Below are 20,771 nucleotides of genomic sequence, written 5' to 3'. Positions count from 1 at the left end.
TATCGAATTTTTCGAACTAGAGTATCAAATCCATCGGATTGCCCAATACTTAATCGCTGGATAACGTCGCAGAACTGTCGTTTTGTGAGGACCAACCATGACCGTAACCGCTTTGCCGTCGATCCCTGTGCAGGATCAGATCACCATCGCGCAGCTGACGGAAAATCCCTATGCGATCTACAAACGGTTGCGCGCCCAAGCACCGGTGGCGCGTATTCCCAGCATTCAACGGATCTTGCTGACCAAAGCGGCCGACACCAAACATGTCAAAGAAAATTGGGAGCTGTTCAGCTCGGATGATCCGCGCACCCCGATGACGCGGGCCTTTCAGGCTCAGACCCTGATGCGCAAGGATGGCGAGGCCCACAAACGTGAACGTAATGCCATGGCGCCGGCTTTTGCCCCCCGCAACATCACCGGATGCTGGCAAGAGCTCTATACCAAAGTGGCGCAGGACTATGTCGGAGGCTTGCAGCGTGGCGACACCGTTGATCTCTTTACTGCCCTGGCTGCGCCCTATGCGGCGCGCTGTCTGACGCATCTTCTGGGCATTCCAGAAGCCACAGACCCAGAGATGATCCGTTGGTCGCAGGCGTTGATTGACGGGGCTGGAAATTTTGGCAATGCGCCTGAGCTTTATGAACGCTCCGACCAGGCCAATGCAGAAATGAACGCGCTGTTTGATACCTGCGTCGGTCGGGTCAAAACCGCGCCGGACCAATCTGCCCTGTCAGCCATGGTGAACGCTGAAAATCCGATTGAGAAAAGCCAAATCTATTCCAATATCAAAATCGCGATTGGCGGTGGCATCAACGAGCCGAGGGACGCGCTGCTGACCATCCTCTATGGGTTGCTGACAAACCCAGATCAGCTGGAAGCCTGCAAAGCCGAGGGGCTTTGGAATGCCGCATTTGAGGAAGGTGTGCGTTGGGTTGCTCCGATTCAGGCCAGTTCGCGGCTGGTGATGGAAGACACCGAAATCCGCGGCCACGCCATCGCCAAGGGAGAGGTGGTGATGACAGCGCAGGCTTCGGCCTGTCACGATGAAGACCTGTATGACAGACCTGATGAGTTCAATCTCTTTCGGCCCAAAACATCACATCAGGCCTTTGGGAACGGTCCTCATTTCTGCCAAGGGACCCATATCGCCCGGCGGATGTTGGCACAGATCATTCTGCCAATGCTGTTCGACCGGTTCCCCAACATGCGGTTGCCGGAACCCGGTGCGGTCAAGTTTTGGGGCTTTGGCTTTCGCGGACCGCTCAGTCTACCGGTCACACTAAACTGACAAGAACACGACATGAAAAACGAGGGAGGTACTTCATGAAACGTCGAAATATTCTTAAATCTGCAGCAGCAGTTGCACTGGCCATTGGTCTGATGCCCAGCACCACGCTGGCACAGGAGGTCACGCTGCGCCTACACCAGTTTCTGCCAGCGCCAGCAACCGTGCCAAAGCATATTCTCAAACCCTGGGGCGCCGCCGTGGAGGAGCGCAGTGGCGGCCGTATCAAGATCGAACACTTCGATTCCATGGCGCTGGGTGGCAAACCCCCTGGCCTGATTGATCAGGCGGTTGATGGCGTGGCGGATATCGTCATGACCGTGGTTGGCTATACTCCGGGCCGGTTCCCTAAAACCGAAGTCTTTGAATTGCCCTTTATGATGACCAATCCGGTCGCCACCTCGCAAGCCTTTCAGCATTTGGTCGAAACCGACCTGCAGGAGGGGGAGTACAAAGACATGAAGGTTCTGGGGGCCTGGGTTCATGGTCCGGGGGTTATTCATACCACCGATGGTGTGACCCGACCTGAAGATATGGAAGGGGTCAAAATGCGGGGGCCTACCCGTGTGATCAATGACTACCTCAAGGAACTGGGGGCCATTCCGGTTGGATTGCCACTGCCCGCCATTCCCGAGGCCCTGTCCAAGGGCGTGGTATCGGGCACTGTGATCCCCTGGGAGGTGACCCCTGCGATCAAGCTCTCTGAACTGGTTGGAAATCACACCGAGTTTGTTGGAGAAGAATCGCTGTATACCGCCACGATTGTCCTGGTGATGAACCGGGCCAAATACGACAGCCTGCCCGAGGATCTGCGCGCAGCAATCGATGCAGAATCTGGACAGGCGCTTTCGCAGATGGCTGCCGAAGTGATGTGGAGCTACGATGCTCGTGGCCGGGAAATTGCCGAAGATGCCGGCAACTCCATCATTCAGCTGTCAGAGGCAGAAGTCGCCCGGTTTAAGGAGAGATCCGTGCCCGTTATCGATCGCTGGGTCAGCGAAATGGAAGGGCGCGGCATTGATGGCCGTGAGCTGATTGAAACGGCCAAAAGCCTGATCAAGCAATACGGCGGCTGAGGCCGCAATAACACCGTGAAGGCGTCTTGCGGTGCCTTCACGATCCACTGGGTGCCACCCTGCGGATCGGCATCTGCGCCCCAAGCAACCTGTGAGTTGTTCGCTTGCCGCGACGATAGATTGTCGTCGGCGAAATTTTATTGCGTCTTTTTGTCCGAAGCGGCCATTCGGCAGCCCATGACCCCGGTTTGTTCTCAGCAACCGGGCGAGAGTTGCTTGACCTGCTGAGCTGGGAGGGCCATGAACCTGCTTGGACCGCAGGGCACCAGGCCCGAGCAGGGAAAACTGTCAAAGGGACTCGGTATGGCGCGAAATAAGGCAGCTCCGACAACAGAAGAAGACCGCGAGAGTTCTCGCGAAATCGGGGTTCTTGGAGCCTTGTGGCCCTTTATGCGCCCCTATTGGCTGTTGATGTTTGCGGCCACCTGCGCCCTGGTCTTGACGGCGGGTTTGTCTCTGACGCTGCCCTTGGCGGTGCGCCGGGTGGTGGATAACTTTCGGATCTCCGAAAGCGCGTTGCTCAATCAGTATTTTATGGCCGCTTTGGTCATCGCGGCTTTGTTGGCTGTGGGGACCGGGCTGCGCTATGCGCTGGTGACCCGATTGGGCGAGCGCGTAGTATCCGATATCCGCAAGGCCGTCTTTGACCGTGTTATCGGCATGAGCCCGGCCTTTTTTGAAAAGATCATGACCGGTGAAGTGCTGAGCCGTATCACCACTGATACCACCCTGATCCAATCGGTTCTGGGCTCTTCGGTATCCATTGCCCTGCGCAACCTGTTGATCTTTATTGGTGGCATGGTGCTGATGCTGCTGACCTCGGCCAAACTGACCGGTCTGGTTTTGCTGATTGTCCCAGCGGTCATCGTGCCGATCATGGTTTTGGGGCGTCGTTTGCGGGGCATCAGCCGCGAGAACCAGGATTGGATCGCGGCCTCCTCTGGCAATGCGGGCGAAGCGCTGGGCGCGGTGCAGACGGTGCAGGCCTTTACCCATGAAAACGCCAGCCGTGCGCAGTTTTCCAAAATGACCGAGACAGCGTTTGATGTTTCGATCACGCGGATCAAAACCCGTGCCTATCTGACCGTTATTGTGATTTTCCTGGTTTTCTCGGGTATTGTTGGGGTGCTGTGGATGGGCGCCAATGATGTGCGCGCCGGACTGATGAGCGAAGGCACCCTGATCCAGTTTGTGATCTATGCGGTGTTAGTTGCCGGATCCGTGGCGGCGCTGTCGGAAATCTGGAGCGAGCTGCAACGCGCCGCCGGGGCCACCGAGCGGCTGATTGAACTGCTGAACGCAACGGATACCGTAAAGGATCCCAAGGCAGCCAAGACCCTGTCCCAGCCTGTCCAGGGTGAGATCACCTTTGAGGATGTCAGCTTTGCCTACCCGTCCCGCCCCGGGGTACAGGCCTTGAATGAGGTAAACTTGACGGTGCGCCCAGGTGAAACGGTTGCGTTTGTCGGCCCGTCAGGCGCGGGTAAAACCACCATCATCCAGATGATCCAGCGGTTTTATGATCCCGACAAGGGGGCAATCTTGCTGGATGGTGTCGCGCTGCCGGATTTGCAGCGCGATGATTTCCGCCAGTATCTGGCCATGGTGCCCCAGGATCCGGTGATCTTTGCCGCATCCGCTCGCGAAAATATCCGCTTTGGTCGCCCCGATGCGACGGATGCTGAGGTTGAGGCCGCAGCGGCGGCAGCGGCGGCGCATGGGTTCATCTCAAACCTGCCCGAGGGCTATGACAGCTTTGTTGGCGAGCGCGGTGTGATGCTGTCCGGGGGGCAGAAACAGCGGATCGCCATTGCCCGTGCCATCCTGCGTGATGCGCCGGTTCTGCTGCTGGATGAGGCCACCTCGGCGCTGGATGCCGAAAGCGAGCGTTTGGTGCAGGCAGCAGTGGATGAGCTGAGCCAAAGCCGTACAACTTTGATCGTCGCGCACCGTCTCGCCACGGTTAAAAAGGCCGACCGTATTGTCGTTATGGAAGAGGGGCAGGTGGTCGCCACCGGCACCCATGAGGCGCTGGTCGCCGAAGGTGGGCTTTATGCCCGGCTGGCGCGGTTGCAGTTCACCGACGGGCTGGCCGCAGAATAGGACCCTTTGCAAGCGGCTTGCCTGGGGCAGGCTGCTTGTGTCGCGACGTCAAAACGGCTTGTTGCCTTGACGTGATCCTTGCCATTCTCTTGCACGATCTGGCTTTTGCCCTCAGATTGGGGCTGAAGAGGAGTTTCCCGGCTAAAGCCGGGATCAGGGGAGGATTACAATGGCATTTGCCACGATAGATGACAGCATTGCGATGGAGAACGAGGCGAGCTGGGAGGAGCGGGACAACCCGGTCACTCTGTATCAGTTGTTGTCACGTACAACAGACAAGTTTCCCAATAACAATGCGGTAAGCTATCAGATCTTTTCTGGTCCCACCGATAAGGCGGAAACCCTGAGCTGGAGCCAGCTTAAGGATCAGGTGACGCAAGCGGCCAATTTGTTCCGCGAGCTGGGCATCGGGGAAAAAGACGTGGTGGCCTATGTGCTGCCTAACTGTAACGAGACCCTTGTCACCATGCTGGCGGGGGCCGTTGCGGGGATCGTCAATCCGATCAACCCACTGTTGGAACCCGAACAGATTGCCTCAATCCTGCGCGAAACCAAGGCCAAGGTCGTGGTGACGCTGAAACCTTTCCCCAAGACTGACGTGGCACAGAAAGTGGTCGAGGCGGTGCGGCACGCACCGGGTGTTAATACTGTTCTGGAAGTGGATTTGAACCGCTACCTGACGCCGCCAAAATCCTGGATCGTGCCATTGGTGCGTCCCAAGTTGGAAAACAAAGACAAAGTCGCCCACGCTGATTACAAATCCCTGCGTGGCGAGATGCGCAAACAGCCAACCACACTGACCTTTGCCGACAGCACCACGGACCGTGTCGCCTGCTACTTCCATACTGGCGGCACCACCGGCATGCCCAAGGTCGCTCAGCACAAATACTCTGGTATGATCTACAACGGCTGGATCGGCAGCACGCTGCTGTATACTGAGAACGACAACATCATGTGTCCGTTGCCACTGTTCCACGTCTTTGCCTGCCACGTCATTATCATGGCCTCGGTTGCCTCAGGCGCGCATGTGGTGTTCCCGACGCCACAGGGCTATCGTGGCGATGGGGTGTTCGACAATTTCTGGAAACTGATCGAGCGCTGGAAAATCACCTTTATCATCACCGTGCCCACGGCGATCTCGGCCAAGATGCAGCGCCCGGTGGATGCGGATATCTCGACGGTAAAAACCGCCTTTTCCGGCTCTGCACCGCTGCCGGTTGAGCTGTACCGCCGGTTTCAGGATGCCACCGGCATCAATATCATTGAAGGCTACGGCCTGACCGAGGCCACCTGTCTGGTGTCCTGTAACCCGGTAGATGGAGAGAAAAAGATCGGCTCGATCGGGATCACCTTCCCCTATACGGATGTGAAGATCGTCAAGGGAACTGCCGACGGGCTGGTGGAATGTGGCACCGATGAAGTGGGCGAGATCTGTATCTCCAACCCTGGTGTGTACGCAGGCCATACCTATACCGAGGCGGATAAGAACGTCGACCTTTACTATAAGGAAAAATATCTGCGCACGGGGGATTTGGGGCGGTTTGACGAAGACAGCTACCTGTGGATCACTGGCCGGGCCAAGGATCTGATCATCCGTGGTGGTCACAACATCGACCCGGCTGAAATCGAAGAGGCGCTTTTGGGCCACGAGGCCGTTGCCTTTGCCGGTGCCATTGGCCAGCCAGACGCCCATTCGGGCGAACTGCCCTGTGCCTTTGTCGAACTTGTCGAGGGAGCTAAGACCTCAGCAGAGGAGCTGCTGGAGTATTGCAAGGTCCACGTGCATGAGCGCGCCGCCATTCCAAAACACCTGACGGTTATGGACGAGCTGCCAAAAACGGCGGTGGGCAAGATCTTCAAACCGGATCTGCGCAAACATGCCATAACCCGCGTCTATAACGAGGCCCTGCTGAAGGCGTCCTGTCCGGCGCGGGTCGTCGCTGTGATTGACGATAAAAAGCGCGGTCTGGTGGCGCAGCTGGAGTCCAATGGCGCCAGTGACGGTGACATCTCCGCTGTGCTGGGCGGCTTTACCCGCCCTTGGGAACACATGGCCGCAGAGGCCGCTTTGGCCAGCTGAGTGAGAAACGCGTAACGACCACCGCATTCGGTCGGGACGGATTTGTTTAGGGCGCGCCAGCAGGGCGTGCCCTTTTTTTGCGCTTTGACCATTCCCTTGCCCCGGTGCTCTGGCCTAGGCTGTTGCCCAGAACCACGATACTGAAGGGCCAGGCATGGACTATGAGAGACTAATCGACGAAGAAACCTGGGCCTTCATCCGCAAGACCGGGGAATGTTATCCCGAGGACGCTGTTGCGCTTAGCATTGAAGAGCAGCGCGGGGTTTACAATGATATGGCGCGGGAATTTCTGGCACCGCGCCCCGATCTGGTGACAAGCGAAGACCGCAGGGTGTCTGATGTGCCGGTGCGAATTTATACGGCGGGTGATCCCAGTCGCACGGTGCTGTTTTGTCATGGTGGTGGCTTTGTTGTGGGTGATCTCAACAGTCACGATGATGTCTGCGCCGAAATCTGCGCGCAAACCGGCTACCGCGTGGTTGCGGTCGACTATCGCCTGGCGCCCGAGCACCAGCACCCGGCCATGTTCGAAGACGCCTGGACGGCGCTCAGATGGGTGGTTGCAACCTATGGCAAAGGCGTTGTCCTGATGGGCGATAGCGCTGGGGCCAATCTCTGTGCGGCGCTGGCCCATGCCGCACGGGCGGATACCGAACTGTCGTCGGCAGTTATGGGACAGGTTTTGATCTACGGCGCCTTTGGAGGCGACATCAATGCCGGCTCCTATCTGGAGCACGCGCAGGCCCCCATGCTGACCCGTGACGAGATCCTCTTTTATATGGATGTGCGCCGCCCCAAAGGCGATCTGGGGCCTGATCCTACTTTCGCGCCGTTACAGGACAAGGATTTTACCGGTTTGCCGCCGACGGTTCTGGTCTCGGCGGATTGTGATCCGGTGCGCGATGATAGCCGGGACTACCGGGACCGGATCCAGGCAGCCGGGGGCAAGGCCTATTGGATCAACGAGCCGGGGCTGGTGCACGGGTTTCTGCGCGCCCGCCACTCGGTTGGGCGCGCGCGCGACAGTTTTGAGCGCATCTCAGCCGCGGTAGAGGCGCTGGGGCAGGGGATCTGGGCCTACGACTGATAGATGCCAGTGACCGTCTAGCCTGCGATGTCTCGGCAGCTCTTGGGGGAGACCGCCAGATCGGTCCAGCCTGCCGATTTCAGCGACCAATTGCTGTCATAGACCTGCACGTAGTCCCAGCCGTCTTCGGGAAGGTAGTTGTAGCCAATGGTGTCGCCCGGGCTGATTTTTCCGATGATCGGAGCATCTTGGCTGTGTCCCATGCGTAGACCGACCTGGGGACCCAGCCAGCCGATGCAGGCGCTTCCGGACAGGTCTCGCAAGTGCAGATGCCACAGGCCTTTGCGCAGCCCTAAATCGTCCAGGGAAAGATGCCGTTTTGCTGTATCGACACTGCATTGCTCTTGCTGCTCCAGGCGCTGCAGTTCGGTGACTCTTTTCTCGTCATCGCTGCTGAGTGATACGGACTTTCCCAGGCAGTCGCTGTTGTCAAAAATGGCCTGACCAAGGGGCGAGCCAAAGCAATAGCCAGCCCGGTCCATGATGGCATTGCGCGTGAACCAGAGATCCTCACAATAGTCATTGGCGGTGGCTGAGGATGCGCTGAGCAGCACCGCGCCAAGAGCTGAAATAAGAGAAGAATAAAAGTGGTTCATGTAAACGTCTTTCATGTGCGGCGCGATCCTCTCTCCAAATGCGGCGCTGGCCAAAGGAGAGAGGGGCGCAGGATTTTGGCCTATTTCAGAAAGGGCTTTGCCGTCATGGTATCGGCAATCGGGGCACCAAGCCTGTCCAGGATTGTTGGTGCCAACTGGCGCTGGTCAATCACATCGTCCTTGTCAGGGCCCTCGGCCGTGCCAAAGTAGTAGAGCGCGGTTTCTTGTTGGAGCGCACTGCGTCCGCCGTGATGACCACGTTCATCCTGGCCATGGTCTGCGGTGACAATCACCTCATAGCCCAGTTGCCGCCATTTGGTGACAAAGGGGGCCAGCATCTCATCCATCACAAAACAGGCATGGTCCATCTGTTGGCAATCATGGAAGAACCGATGCCCCATACTGTCCAGGGTGCAGGTGTGCAGCATGCCGTAATTCAGACCAAAGCGTAGGCAGAGATTGGTCAGCGTGCCAAACAGATCCACATCTGAGGGGGTCATCTGGTTGTCGTGACCATAGCCGGTCATGGTGTGAAAGCGGCCATGGTTGATGGTGGCATTGTCGGGCTCGTCGTACTCAATATCACGCACATAGTCGAAGGGATGGCGGTTGAAGAATTGCGACCAGAAGCTATGGGCCACTGCACCGGTGGTGCCGCCGGCCTCGCGCACCTGGGAAAAGACGTCCTTGTGGCTCAGCTTGAAGACATTGCCATTGCCGGTGCAGCCGTGTTCTGCGGGCGCGACACCTGTATGGATCGAGGCATAGCAGCTGGCAGAAATGGAGGGCAGCACCGAGCGCAGCTTCCACACCCTCGCCTCACCGCTGTCGACCCAGCCTTCCAGGTTGCCAAACAGACGGCGGAAGTTGCGATAGGGGACTCCATCCAAAATGATGAGAAGCAATTTGTTGTTCATAATCCGAATCCTTTTGTTCCGCCGGGCGTCCTAGACACATCATTGCGAGGAGAACTTGAATTACCATTCAAAAAAAGGATGGCGAAGCCGCCACCCGTCATTTTTTTGCTTTTCGTCAGGTCAATTGCCAGGGCCAATTTCCGGAGTGAATTGCCTGGGTCACTCAGCTGGCACCGCAGTTGCTGCAGTTGCCACCCCTTTGAAATGCTGCCGGTTGAGGCGCAGCACCAGCGCAATCATCGCCCATTGGAAAGCCAGGGCCAAGGCGGTGAGAGCCCAGTAGGAAAGGCTGAACTTGTCGACGATCTGGGTGCCAACCAGACCCTTGTTGATAAAGAAATGCAACATAACCGACAGGGCCACACCGGGGCAGACCAGCGCATAAGAGCCAGCAGACAGTTTGTCGCCAAAGACAAAGTCAGAGAAATATTTCTGACGGGACATCACCAAAAGGCCAAGCAGCGAAAAGACAATCTGGATGGTCAGGATGCGCGCCAGCAGAACCAAGGTTTCAGCCGGGGCGCCATGCACGTCAAAGCTGGCATGCAGCCCGTGGTTCTGGCGCAGCATCGTGATGCCCAGCACAGTCAGCAGCGGCACGATCACCATCAGTGTGGGGCCAGCCTCGCGCGCGGTGCCATGCATCAGCATGGAGGAGAAGGCAGTGACAGAGGCATAGGCCGCATAGAGCATTGCAGTGACCCCAAAGAAGGTCGAAAGCACCAGGGAGACGCCAACCACAAGGCTGTTGCCGCTCATCGCTGCCGGGGCCGACAGGCCCACGGCCACCATCGACAGGGCAAAGGCGGGCAGCAGTTGGGCAAAGGAGTTATGGGCCGTCATGTCAAAGGCGCCACCTTCGGCAAGAGTACGGCCCAGAAAATGCCCGATCAGGCGGAAGGCCCAGATGCCCACAGCCAGAAAGGCCACCATGGCTGCGGGGAACAGATATTCAACCACGCTCCAGAGCTGCGGCACAAAGACCAGGCCAACAATAAAGCCCCCATTGATGGTCATCGCTGTGGCCAATGGACCTGCCAGAAGGGTCGTTTCGCCATTGGTTTTGCACAGGTCGCTATAGGCATCGGTCTTTTTAAACCGCGACAGCGCTGCAAAGTTCCACAGCAACATCTTCACGTTCAAAAAGGCAAAGACAGCAATCCCCAGCATTGCCAGCACCACGGCGCCTTTCAAAGGCAGGCTATCCCTGGCAAACACCGCCATGAGGTCTTCAAAGACGGGAGCGGGGCGACTGGGATGGGGCACCCAGAACATCAGGTACATAAAGAAGGTGACAGTCAGACCACCAGCGCCGAGGGAGGCAAGAAAGTAGAGCGGAGAATAGCTTTGATCTGCGGCGGCGCCAGCAGGGGAGCGAGATTTGGTCATCGGCCTATTCCTAACATGATAATAATATTCCAATTATGGAATATATAAGCATGCCTAAAATGGAATGTATAGATCCAAAACGACGCAGGCCCGTGCAAATTGCACGGGCCTGAAGGGTTTTAGCGTAAAAAGGGCAGCCGGATCAGTTGCCGGCACTTTCCATTTTACGGTTGGCAATGACCTCTTCCAGCCAGCCCAGACGCATCTCGGGCACAGAACTGAGCAGAAGATCGGTATAGTCATCAAACGGCGGGCTAAGCACCTGGTTCTTGCCGCCATAGCGCTGCACCTTACCCTGATACATCACCGCGATGGAATCAGAGATGGCGCGGACAGTCGCCAGATCGTGGGTGATGAAGAGGAAGGCAACATCTTCGACCTTTTGCAGCTCCAGCAGCAGCTTGAGAATACCATCGGCCACCAGGGGATCGAGCGCCGAGGTGACCTCGTCGCAGATGATCATCTTGGGCTTGGCCGCCAGGGCACGGGCGATGCAGACACGTTGCTTTTGCCCGCCCGACAGTTCGGCCGGGTAGCGATCAATGAAGTCTTCGCCCAGTTCGATTTCATCCAGCAGTTCGATGATCCGCTTGCGCTTCTCGCCGCCCTTCATGTCGAAATAGAACTCCAGCGGACGGCCGATAATGGTGCCCACGGTCTGACGCGGGTTCATCGCCACATCCGCCATCTGGTAGATCATCTGCAATTCGCGCAGATCCTCGCGGGAGCGTCCCGCCAGATCGGGCGATAGCACACGACCAGCGAATTCGATCTCCCCCTCGCGCGGAGGCAACAGACCGGTGATGACACGGGCGAGGGTCGATTTGCCCGAGCCGGATTCCCCCACCACAGCCAGAGTCTGGCCCGGGTAGAGATCCACATTCACACTATGCAGAACGTCAAACTGAGTGCCTTTGTAGCGGGCGGTGATATTGCGCACGCTCAGGACCGGATCGCCACTGGGAGATTTTTCTTCGTGGTCGATCGAGCGGACAGAAACCAGCGCTTGTGTATACTCTTCCTGTGGGTTGTTTATGATCTGATCAACAGGTCCGTATTCCACCATATTGCCGTGGCGCAGCACCATGATGTCATCGCTGACCTGGGCCACAACGGCCAGATCATGGGTGATATACAAGGCCGCAACACCCGTATCGCGAATGGCTTCCTTGATTGCCATCAGCACATCAATCTGGGTGGTCACATCCAGCGCCGTTGTCGGCTCATCAAACACCACCAGATCCGGCTCCGGGCACAGCGCCAGCGCCGTCATGCAGCGCTGCAGCTGGCCACCGGACACCTGATGGGGAAAACGATCGCCAATGTTTTCTGGATCTGGCAGGCCAAGTTTCTCAAACAACACCCGAGCGCGTTCTTCTGCTTCCTTACGGCTGAATTTGTTCTGCTCGACGGCAGCCTCTACCACCTGATCAATGATCTTTTTGGCGGGGTTAAATGAGGCCGCTGCGGATTGTGAGACATATGTCACCTCACCGCCGCGAAGCTTGCGGATATCGCCCAGGCTGGATTGCATGATGTCGCGGCCATTGACCCAGACCTCACCCCCGGTGATTTTTACACCACCACGACCATAGGCCATGGAGGCAAGGCCGATAGTGGATTTACCTGCACCGGACTCGCCGATGAGGCCCAGCACCTTGCCCTTTTGGACGTCAAAATCCACCCCATGCACGATTTCGATGTCATGGGGTTTTTCACCCGGAGGATAGGCCGTTGCGCCGATCTTCAGGCCGCGTACTTTTAGCAGGGGTTCGCTCATCCGCGGCCTCCTTTCAAAGAAGTGGTTCGGTTCAGCACCCAGTCAGCCACCAGGTTGACCGAGATGGCCAGTGTGGCAATGGCAAAGGCGGGCATCAGGGCCGCCGGAATGCCATAGACGATACCGTCTTTGTTTTCTTTCACGATACCGCCCCAGTCCGCTTCGGGCGGCTGAATGCCAAGCCCAAGGAAGGAAAGGGTAGAGACAAAGAGAACCATAAAGATGAACCGCAGCCCCATTTCGGCCACCAGAGGGGACAGCGCATTGGGCAGGATTTCACGGAAGATGATCCAGGCGGTTTTTTCGCCACGCAGGCGGGCTGCTTCGACGTAGTCCATGACTTCGATATCCACCGCAACGGCGCGGGCCAGACGGTAGACACGGGTGGAATCCAGCAGCCCCATGACCAGGATCAGTACCGGCACTGTCACCGGCATCACGGACAGAACCACCAGGGCAAAGATCAGCGTTGGGATCGACATCACCAGGTCAACAAAGCGCGACAGCCCCTGATCAATCCAGCCACCGGCCACGGCAGCAAAAAAGCCCAGGGTGGAGCCCAGTGTAAAGGACAGGATCGTCGCCGCAGTGGCGATAAAGATGGTGGTGCGCCCACCATAGATCATGCGGCTCAGCAGGTCGCGGCCGATATTGTCAGTTCCAAGCCAGTAGTTGGCTTCGGTGACACCATCGGGCGCGATGCCCAGCATGATCTCGATGCGGGAGGGTTCCCAGACATCACCGACAACTTCGGCCATGCCGTAGGGGGCGATCAGTGGTGCAAAAATTGCTGCCAGAAAATAGAGGGCCGTGAAGAACAACCCGATCATAGCGGAGATTGGGATATTCTTCATTTTGGATGCCTCAGACGGGGGTTCGACAGGATTGCGACGACATCAGCCACCATGTTGAGACCGATATAGACGGCGGCAAAGATCAGACCACAGGCCTGTACAACCGGCACATCGCGTTTCGAGACATGGTCCACCAGATACTGGCCCATGCCGGGGTAGACAAAGACCACCTCGATCACCACGACGCCGACCACTAGATAGGCAAGGTTCAGCATCACAACATTTACAATAGGCGCAATCGCATTGGGGAAGGCGTGGCGAAAGATCACCTGAAAACCGTTGAGACCTTTCAGTTCAGCCGTCTCGATATAGGCCGATTGCATCACGTTCAGGATCGCGGCGCGGGTCATGCGCATCATATGGGCCAGAACCACCAGGGTCAGCACCGTGACGGGAAGGGCAATGGCGCTGAGCTTATCCCCCAGGGACATGCTGTCGTTGATCATTGCAACCGATGGAAACCAGCGCAGCTTCACTGCAATCAAATACATCAGCACATAGCCGATGAGAAATTCGGGAATAGAGATAGAGGCCAGGGTAACGGCTGAGATCAGCTTGTCGGGCCAGCGGTCTTTGAACCGCACTGCCAGAAGGCCGAGGAAAATCGCCAGCGGCACCGCAATGATCGCAGCCCAGAAGGCCAGGAACAGGGTGTTGGACAGGCGTTTCGCTATGCTTGCAGTAATGTCGGCGCCGCTGGTCAAGGCAGTGCCCAGATCGCCGGTAATCGCACCGCCGAGCCATTGAATATAGCGCTGCAACGGGGGGTCGTTCAGCCCCAGCTCTGCGCGCAGGTTCGCTAGCGCTTCAGGAGTGGCCGATTGGCCCAGGATCGACTGCGCGACATCACCCGGCAGGATCATCGTGCCGGCAAAGATCAGGCCGGAAACGAGGAAAAGCAGGACGAGGCCCAGCGCAATGCGCTGGGCCAATAGTTTGATGATAAGTGGCATCTTATGCCTTCACCCACATTTTCATTGGGGCATAAGCGTTCATCAGTGGTTGGCCTTTGGAGTTTTCGGCCCAGCCATCCAGACGATCAGAGGTCGCATCCACAAAGTCGTTGAACATTGGGCAGATCAGGCCACCTTCGTCACGCTGGATTTCACCCATGTCCGCGTACATTTGTGTCCGCTTGGCAGTGTCGAGTTCGGCACGGGCTGCCAACAGCAACTGGTCGAACTGTTCGTTGTTGAAACGGGTGTCGTTCCAGTCTGCGGTGGACAGGTAGGCGGTGGTGAACATCTGATCCTGGGTTGGACGGCCACCCCAGTAGCTGGTGCAGAAAGGCTGCTTGTTCCAGACCTCGGACCAGTAGCCATCGTTTGGCTCGCGCTTGACGTTCAGGTCGATACCGGCACTGGCACAGGACTGCTGGAACAGCGCCGCAGCATCTGGCGCGCCGGGGAAGGAGTTGTCCGAGGTACGCAACAGGATTTCGCCATCGTGGCCGGACTTCTTCAGGTGATGCATGGCCTTGTCAGGATCAAACTCACGCTGCTCAACCGCGGTGAACATCGGATAGGAGGAGTTGATCGGGCTGTCGTTGCCGATCGAGCCATAGCCGTTGAGAACCTTGTCGACCATTTCCTGACGATTGATGCCGTACTTCAGTGCCATCCGCACATCGTTGTTGTCAAACGGGGCCGTGTTGGTGTGCATGATGAACACATAGTGGCCGGGGCCTGATGTGGAGTGCACTTTGATGTTGGGCGCCCGGTCTACCAGCTTGGCGGTGCGTGGCGGTACCCGGTCGATCATGTCCACCTGGCCGGACTGCAGGGCAGCCACACGGGCGGTGTTATCGTTGATGACGATCAGTTCGATGGTATCAGCATTGCCAAGGTCATCCCAGTGGTTGGGGTTCTTTTCGGCCACGATGCGGACACCCATGTCGACGTCTTTGATGATGTAAGGGCCGGTGCCAATTGCGGCAGCCGGATCATCCATGCCGCCACCGGGCTGAATCGCCAGGTGATAGTCCGCCATCAGATAGGGAAGGTCAGCGTTTGGCGTCTCCAGTTCAAAAACAACGGTGTCGCCATCAGCAGAGACGTTTTTGATGCCACGCATAATGCCAAGCGCACCTGATTTGGTGTCTTCGCCAGAGTGACGCTCCATGGTCTTCACGACATCTTCTGCGGTGACGGCTTTGCCGTTGGAGAAGGTGATACCCTTGCGGATTTTGAAGGTCCAGACCTTGGCGTCTGCAGAGGCTTCATAGCTTTCGGCCACTTTGCCGTCCAGACCGCCATCGTCGTTCAGCTCAACCAGCGCCTCACCCCACAGGCGGATCATCATCAGGCTGACCATATTGGTGGACAGGGCCGGATCCAGGCTGTCAGTGGTGCTACCCCCCTGCAGGCCCATCCGGATGGTACCACCCTTTTGTGGACCTGCGGCGCGGGCCTCGGTGGTCAGCAAAGTGCCGGCTGCAGCGGCGCTAAAGCCCAGTGCGGCGGCCTTTGCCATAAAATCACGGCGGCTCAGTTTACCGGCTGCGGCATGGCGCGCCAGATAATGAAGGTGATCGTTCATCGATGTCTCCCAGTTTTAGTTCCTGCAGCTTGCAATCACGGTCAGCGATCTCAGCGGCTAATTTCTTGTATGATGCGCCAAGATTTGCGCATTTGCCGCGACCTCGCAAGCTTTAATAACGACAGACCTCGTTTGGCGAAACTTCTGCAAAGCCCCGAAATCTGTCTGGTGTCGCCTTCTAAAGGTGTCATGCCGCATTTGTGAGGTAAACCTGCATTCGACCCCTATTTTTCTTAACTGATGAGTTTTTGACTTTTGTGACGCAACGCAGGTGTTTTTGCCCCGACCAGAGAGCGGAAGAGGCATTTGGTCACCAAAACGAAAAGAATCCATGGTGGGGCATTGGTCGGTTTTCGACCATTTTGTTGCGGATGCTTCGTGTGCGCCCCGGTGATTTTCCCGCTGCAAAGCGAGGCTGACACCGGGATGGCGCGGGGCGGAGTGTGGGGTAAACAGCAGCAGAGACGGGCCGTGACATCAGAGTAGGTCTTGCCTTTTGAGCGCCCGCGGCTCAGCGTTCAGCGCTGTCCATCCAGATAGTCACCGGCCCGTCGTTCAGCAATTTGACCTTCATGTCTGCCCCAAAAGATCCGCGTTGCACGGGCACTGCCTGGGCTGCGAGCTGGTCGGCAAAATAGGTGTAGAGCGCCTCACCCTCGGCCGGGGAAGCTGCAGCTGAGAACCCCGGCCGATTGCCACGATGGGTCTCTGCCGCGAGGGTAAATTGGCTGATCACCAGAACGGATCCCGCAATATCAAGCACCGATCGGTTCATCTTGCCTGCGTCATCCTGAAAGATACGCAGCTTGGCAATTTTCTTGGCCAGATAGTCTGCCTGTGCCTTGTCGTCGCCTTGCATGGCGCAGATCAGGACTAGCAGACCGGCCTCAATCTTGCCGATGATCTGGTGATCTACCGTGACCGAGGCTTCGGAAACGCGTTGAATGACTGCGCGCATGGGGCTGGGTCCTCTTGTTTAGAAGGATCGGGAGCAGATGCCCCTTTGGGGTTAGCTGTTCCTCCCTGGACAAAGCTTTCAGTCTGCCGGGCGATCAGCCGCGCCACTCGGCAAATTCGGGCAGATCTGCGCGGCTGGTGCGAAAGCTGTTGGCGGGATGATCTGGGTCGCCATAGCCAAAGGAAATGGCGCAGAGAATTTGCCGGTTTTGCGGGATGTCCAGCATATCGTGCAGCAGCGGCGCATAGGAGGCCACGGCGGCCTGGGGAATGGTTGCAACCCCAGCAGCCTGGGCGGCTAGGGTGAAGGCGGCGACAAAGCCACCGCAATCCATCGCCCCGTAGCCTCCCAGCTCCACCGGCGTAGACAGAATGGCGCAATGAGGGGCGCCAAAGAGTGCAAAATTCTCCATCATTTGCCGTTCAGAGGCCGCGCGATCCCCCTTGGGGACCCCGACAGCCTGATACAGCGCCCAGCCACAGGTGCGGCGGCGGGCCTGGTACTCATTTTCATACGCGCTCGGAAAGGCGAGGTCAGGGCTGTGGTCACTGCTGTGCGCCGCCTCAATCAATGCCTGACGCAGCCGGTCTGTTTCGGTGCCGCTGGTAATGGTCACCTTCCAGGGCTGCGCATTGCACCAGGAGGGCACCTTTTGGGCACAGGTCAGGATGCCTTCGATCACCTCGCGCGGCACCGGTTCGGGCAAGAAGGCACGACAGCTATGGCGGGCAGTGAACAGCTGTTGAAGGTCTGACAGATCGATGGACATGGCGGCTCCTGGTAGTTTGACGGCACATTGGCCTCTGCCCCGGAGCTGTGCAAGCGGATAGCTCGGCAATTTGACAGTGATACAGGGCCATTCGAGACCGGTTTCGATAGCCTTAGCTGATGGCTTCTTGCCATCACGAGGTGAAAAGCGCACCCAATCTAAAAACAAAGGTAAAACCAGGTACTTTAGCGCGCGCCAGTGCGGTGCTTTTGGTCGCTGTTTTCGCCCGCCCGAGGATACGGATGGCGAAGCTGCCAGCGCCAAGATCGGGCGAGGGCGTGCTGTATGTCTCGGTCCTGAACATAGCTTTGGAAGCCACTACTAGGGCACGCAGGATTGAGATCTGCCCGGGCTAGGTCCAGCTGAGAGGAGAGCAATTTCGGCGCCAGTCTGTTATTGCTGCGCGCCGAAATAGGCCGCAACCGCCAAGAGCGCGAGACCGAGGCTGACCGCGGCAGCGATCTTCCAGGCGGAATAGGGCCGTTCCCCCTGGACGCGACCGCTTTGGCCATTGACCACAAAGCGATAGGTCTTGCCACGGTATTTATAGGCGGCCAGCCAGACCGGCAGCAGCACATGCTTGAAGGTGATGTCAGACAACTGGGTGTCAATCTGGGCGATGCGCTGGCGGTCGCCGCCAATGTCAAAGCGCACGTCCCGTTCGATAACCCGGTCCATCTGCGCCCGGGCTTCTTGAAATCCCTCTTCCAGATCCACTGCATAGGCCTCAGCACGGAAACCGGCGAGAAACTGCGGCTGATAGGGGGCAAGTGCGGACAGGTCCCAGGGCTCCAACGCGTCAGTGTAGCGCTTGGGCAGGCTCTTGGAGGCCAGCACCAGCACGTCATCAAAGAAACGGCGCACGCGACCCGACACGGGGGTCCAGCGGATTTTGGCAACCCGGCGGCTCTCTGGCTTGCCGTCGACCATGACTGTTTGTGTCACATAATAGGTGGTGCCCCGGGCCCCTGAATAGCGGCTCTGGCTTTCGGCGTCATAGGTCCAGAAGGGCACATAAATCCCCTCCATCGCGCGGCCCTTGCGGGCATAGGCCTGCAAGCCATTGGGGGCAAACCACAACCGTCCTAGCCAGCTGCTCATGGCTTCATGGGCGGCGCGTTCCTCCAGCTCAAACGGCACCACGCCTTTGGGTTTGATATGACGGCTTTCGCCGGTATCTGCCACCACGGGTGTGGCACAAAACGGGCATTCAAGCGCATGGGTTTCAGCGGAAAACTCCACCTGGGCCGCACAGTTTGGGCAGCTGGTGACCCGTGTCACCTCCATCTCAACCTCGGGCAGCTGCTGTGATAGCGCCGCTTTCAAGTCCAGCTCCCGCAGGGGGCTGCCGTGATCGCCGGTGTCACGGACAACCTGGGCATGGCCGCAATGGCTACAGACCAGATTCCCGGCCTTTGGATCGAACCGGTAGTCAGCGCCGCATTGCTCACAGGGGAACCGGTTGGTTTCACGCGCGGCAGTGGCGGGCGTTTGAGACAGGGTCTCCGGCAGGGGGGGAGGTGCGTCGGTCACAGAAGCTCCTAAATCTGGCTAGGATGTTTGAGGCTTTATAGCAGCCGTTCTTCTGGTTGTCCTTATTGGATCTCCCTCTTTTGTCGCCGGATTCGTGTCGATCTATGGAGCGACACCGAAATGGTCTTTTAGGAGTGTGGCGTCCTAGAGGAGAATGACGATACCACCTGGAGTTATGTTTATGTCAGATAATGCTTTCTGCGAAGAAACCACAGAGGCCATTCGCGCCCATGTAGCCTTCAAGGACCGGCTGCGATGAAAAACGAGACCAATTTGCCTGTTCAGGATATCTGTCGGGACGACAAATGCCGATTTGGCAAATGGCTGCACAGCGTTGGATCGAACGAGCGCAACCGGGAACGGGTCAACACGATCAAGGCCCTGCATGGCAAGTTTCACCAGAACGCAGGCAAGATTGCGCAGGAAATTTCGGATGGAAAGTCCGCAGTTGCCCTTGCCGCCTTGGACGGCAAGGCCTTTAACGACACCAGCCAGGAGCTGACGTCCGCTCTTATGAATTGGAAAGTAAACGGCTGAAATTGGGTTCTTTTTCACCCGATCCAACGTCACAGGGAGTCTTCGGTGCGACGGCTCCCCACTGACACATCAACGGCTTCCTTACGGGGCAGGAGCCGGGGGCGGTGGAGGCGGCAGAACGGTGAACAACTGCGCCAGTTCAGCCACATCCCCAGCCCGCATCCAGCCGTCCTGGCCCGGTGTCCAGACATGGGTGTCGCGGCTCAGGGTACCCTCCTGCGCCATGCGCCCCAGGCGGGCCTTGGAGAATGGGCCAGAGGTGGTGCCATTTTCCGCCGTGTGCCAGACATGTTCCACCGGTGGTGGCGGCGGGGCGACGGGGGCGGCCTGCGGCGGTGCCGCTTGCGCTGCAGCTGCGGTTGCAGCGGGCGCGGGACGGGCGCCCCAGGGGCCTGCGGCTTGCCCCGCTGCCTCTGGCTGCATCTGTTGCCCCATCTGCTGAGCCATCGCCATGCCCATTCCCATGCCAAGCCCTGCGCCCATGCCACTGTTGGGGGTCTGCGCCGCAGCGCCCATGGCTTCGGCGGCGGCAAACTGGGTATAGCGCCCCAGATCCCCGACAATGCCCATCTGGGTGCGCTTGTCCATGGCTTGTTCCACCGCCGGGGGCAGCGAGATGTTCTCGATATAGAGTTCGGGAATGGAGAGGCCGTATTCGGCCAGGGTTGGTGCAATTTCAGCCGCGACCAGCTTGCCCAGGTCGGCGGTATTGGCCGCCATATCCAGCACCGGGATGCCTGATCCTGCCACCGCGCGGGAAAACTCCTGTACGATGATATTGCGGATCTGGAACGAGATCTCATCCATGGTGAACTCACCATCGGTGCCCACGATTTCGGTCAGAAAACGGGCCGCATCCACCACCCGGATCGAATAGCTGCCAAAGGCGCGCAGGCGCACCGGGCCAAACTCCGGATCCCGGCAGATGATCGGGTTCTTGGTGCCCCATTTCAGATTGTTGAACCGGGTGGTGTTGACGTAGTAGATCTCGGATTTGAACGGCGACTGAAAACCATGATCCCAGTGCTGCAGGGTTGTCATCACCGGCATGTTGTTGGTCTCGAGCATATAGAGACCGGGGGTAAAGACATCGGCCAGTTGGCCTTCGTGGACAAACACCGCCGCCTGACCTTCGCGGACGGTCAGTTTGGCGCCGTATTTGATCTCATGCGCCTCACGCTCAAACCGCCAGACCATGGTGTCGCGGCTATCATCGGTCCAGTGAATGACATCAATGAATTCGCCTTTGAGAAAGTCAAATATTCCCAT

General features: G+C 58.0%; 17 protein-coding genes. 6 read left to right on the top strand and 11 right to left on the bottom strand.

Annotation, left to right across the window (positions count from 1 at the left end):
- Positions 1 to 97 precede the first annotated feature (97 nt).
- The 5 genes from JZI28_RS12435 (at position 98) to JZI28_RS12415 (ending at position 7,631) form a co-directional block, all read left to right on the top strand.
- Entirely contained in the window at positions 98 to 1,288 is a 1,191-nt protein-coding gene (locus tag JZI28_RS12435; protein ID WP_375697799.1) for a cytochrome P450, read from the top strand.
- Positions 1,289 to 1,323: 35 nt separating this feature from the next.
- Complete coding sequence (locus JZI28_RS12430) at positions 1,324 to 2,361, top strand: TRAP transporter substrate-binding protein (protein ID WP_375697798.1); 1,038 nt, start codon at positions 1,324 to 1,326, stop codon at positions 2,359 to 2,361.
- A 303-nt stretch (positions 2,362 to 2,664) separates the two neighbouring features.
- A complete protein-coding gene (locus tag JZI28_RS12425; RefSeq protein WP_375697797.1) occupies positions 2,665 to 4,464 on the top strand; it encodes an ABC transporter transmembrane domain-containing protein in 1,800 nt (599 codons plus the stop codon).
- A gap of 169 nt (positions 4,465 to 4,633) precedes the next feature.
- The gene (locus tag JZI28_RS12420; RefSeq protein WP_375697796.1) at positions 4,634 to 6,544 is read left to right on the top strand and encodes an acyl-CoA synthetase; all 1,911 of its coding nucleotides are present in this window, start codon (positions 4,634 to 4,636) and stop codon (positions 6,542 to 6,544) included.
- 154 nt (positions 6,545 to 6,698) lie between these two features.
- Positions 6,699 to 7,631: an alpha/beta hydrolase gene (locus JZI28_RS12415; protein WP_375697795.1), complete on the top strand. Its 933-nt coding sequence runs from the start codon at positions 6,699 to 6,701 to the stop codon at positions 7,629 to 7,631.
- A gap of 17 nt (positions 7,632 to 7,648) precedes the next feature.
- On the opposite strand, the gene JZI28_RS12410 is transcribed toward JZI28_RS12415, so the two are convergent.
- The 10 genes from JZI28_RS12410 to JZI28_RS12365 form a co-directional block, all read right to left on the bottom strand.
- On the bottom strand, positions 7,649 to 8,242 hold the full coding sequence (locus JZI28_RS12410; RefSeq protein ID WP_375697794.1) for a DUF4453 domain-containing protein: 594 nt from the start codon (positions 8,240 to 8,242) through the stop codon (positions 7,649 to 7,651).
- A gap of 65 nt (positions 8,243 to 8,307) precedes the next feature.
- Complete coding sequence (locus JZI28_RS12405; protein ID WP_353397432.1) at positions 8,308 to 9,144, bottom strand: alkaline phosphatase family protein; 837 nt, start codon at positions 9,142 to 9,144, stop codon at positions 8,308 to 8,310.
- 159 nt (positions 9,145 to 9,303) lie between these two features.
- Positions 9,304 to 10,533 carry a hypothetical protein gene (locus tag JZI28_RS12400; RefSeq protein ID WP_375697793.1) on the bottom strand — a complete coding sequence of 410 codons (1,230 nt, stop codon included), beginning with the start codon at positions 10,531 to 10,533 and terminating at the stop codon, positions 9,304 to 9,306.
- Between the two features lie 142 nt (positions 10,534 to 10,675).
- The gene (locus tag JZI28_RS12395) at positions 10,676 to 12,313 is read right to left on the bottom strand and encodes an ABC transporter ATP-binding protein (RefSeq protein WP_375697792.1); all 1,638 of its coding nucleotides are present in this window, start codon (positions 12,311 to 12,313) and stop codon (positions 10,676 to 10,678) included.
- Positions 12,310 to 13,167 carry an ABC transporter permease gene (locus tag JZI28_RS12390; protein ID WP_375697791.1) on the bottom strand — a complete coding sequence of 286 codons (858 nt, stop codon included), beginning with the start codon at positions 13,165 to 13,167 and terminating at the stop codon, positions 12,310 to 12,312. Before JZI28_RS12390 ends, JZI28_RS12395 begins: the two co-directional genes overlap by 4 nt.
- Complete coding sequence (locus JZI28_RS12385; protein ID WP_348156041.1) at positions 13,164 to 14,120, bottom strand: ABC transporter permease; 957 nt, start codon at positions 14,118 to 14,120, stop codon at positions 13,164 to 13,166. The genes JZI28_RS12390 and JZI28_RS12385 overlap by 4 nt, the downstream gene beginning before the upstream one ends.
- Before the next feature lies 1 nt (position 14,121).
- Positions 14,122 to 15,705 carry an ABC transporter substrate-binding protein gene (locus JZI28_RS12380; RefSeq protein WP_297339824.1) on the bottom strand — a complete coding sequence of 528 codons (1,584 nt, stop codon included), beginning with the start codon at positions 15,703 to 15,705 and terminating at the stop codon, positions 14,122 to 14,124.
- A 511-nt stretch (positions 15,706 to 16,216) separates the two neighbouring features.
- Positions 16,217 to 16,663 (bottom strand): D-aminoacyl-tRNA deacylase, encoded by a 447-nt coding sequence (dtd, locus tag JZI28_RS12375; RefSeq protein ID WP_375697790.1) that lies wholly within the window; start codon positions 16,661 to 16,663, stop codon positions 16,217 to 16,219.
- A gap of 94 nt (positions 16,664 to 16,757) precedes the next feature.
- A complete protein-coding gene (locus tag JZI28_RS12370) occupies positions 16,758 to 17,432 on the bottom strand; it encodes a nitroreductase (protein WP_348156030.1) in 675 nt (224 codons plus the stop codon).
- A 393-nt stretch (positions 17,433 to 17,825) separates the two neighbouring features.
- Complete coding sequence (locus tag JZI28_RS12365; RefSeq protein ID WP_375697789.1) at positions 17,826 to 18,965, bottom strand: primosomal protein N' (replication factor Y) - superfamily II helicase; 1,140 nt, start codon at positions 18,963 to 18,965, stop codon at positions 17,826 to 17,828.
- Positions 18,966 to 19,220: 255 nt separating this feature from the next.
- Here JZI28_RS12365 and JZI28_RS12360 point away from each other — a divergent pair, with 255 nt between their 5' ends.
- The gene (locus JZI28_RS12360; RefSeq protein ID WP_375697788.1) at positions 19,221 to 19,502 is read left to right on the top strand and encodes a CZB domain-containing protein; all 282 of its coding nucleotides are present in this window, start codon (positions 19,221 to 19,223) and stop codon (positions 19,500 to 19,502) included.
- 81 nt (positions 19,503 to 19,583) lie between these two features.
- Here the strand turns inward: JZI28_RS12360 and JZI28_RS12355 are convergent, their stop codons facing one another.
- Positions 19,584 to 20,771, bottom strand: coding sequence for an SPFH domain-containing protein (locus tag JZI28_RS12355; protein WP_349376685.1), 1,188 nt, complete (start codon positions 20,769 to 20,771; stop codon positions 19,584 to 19,586).

Origin of the sequence: Pseudophaeobacter sp. TrK17 (assembly GCF_042192375.1) — a bacterium.
Classification (GTDB): domain Bacteria; phylum Pseudomonadota; class Alphaproteobacteria; order Rhodobacterales; family Rhodobacteraceae; genus Pseudophaeobacter.
Note: the sequence above shows the minus strand (reverse complement) of the source record. Positions and strands in the feature narration are given on the sequence as shown.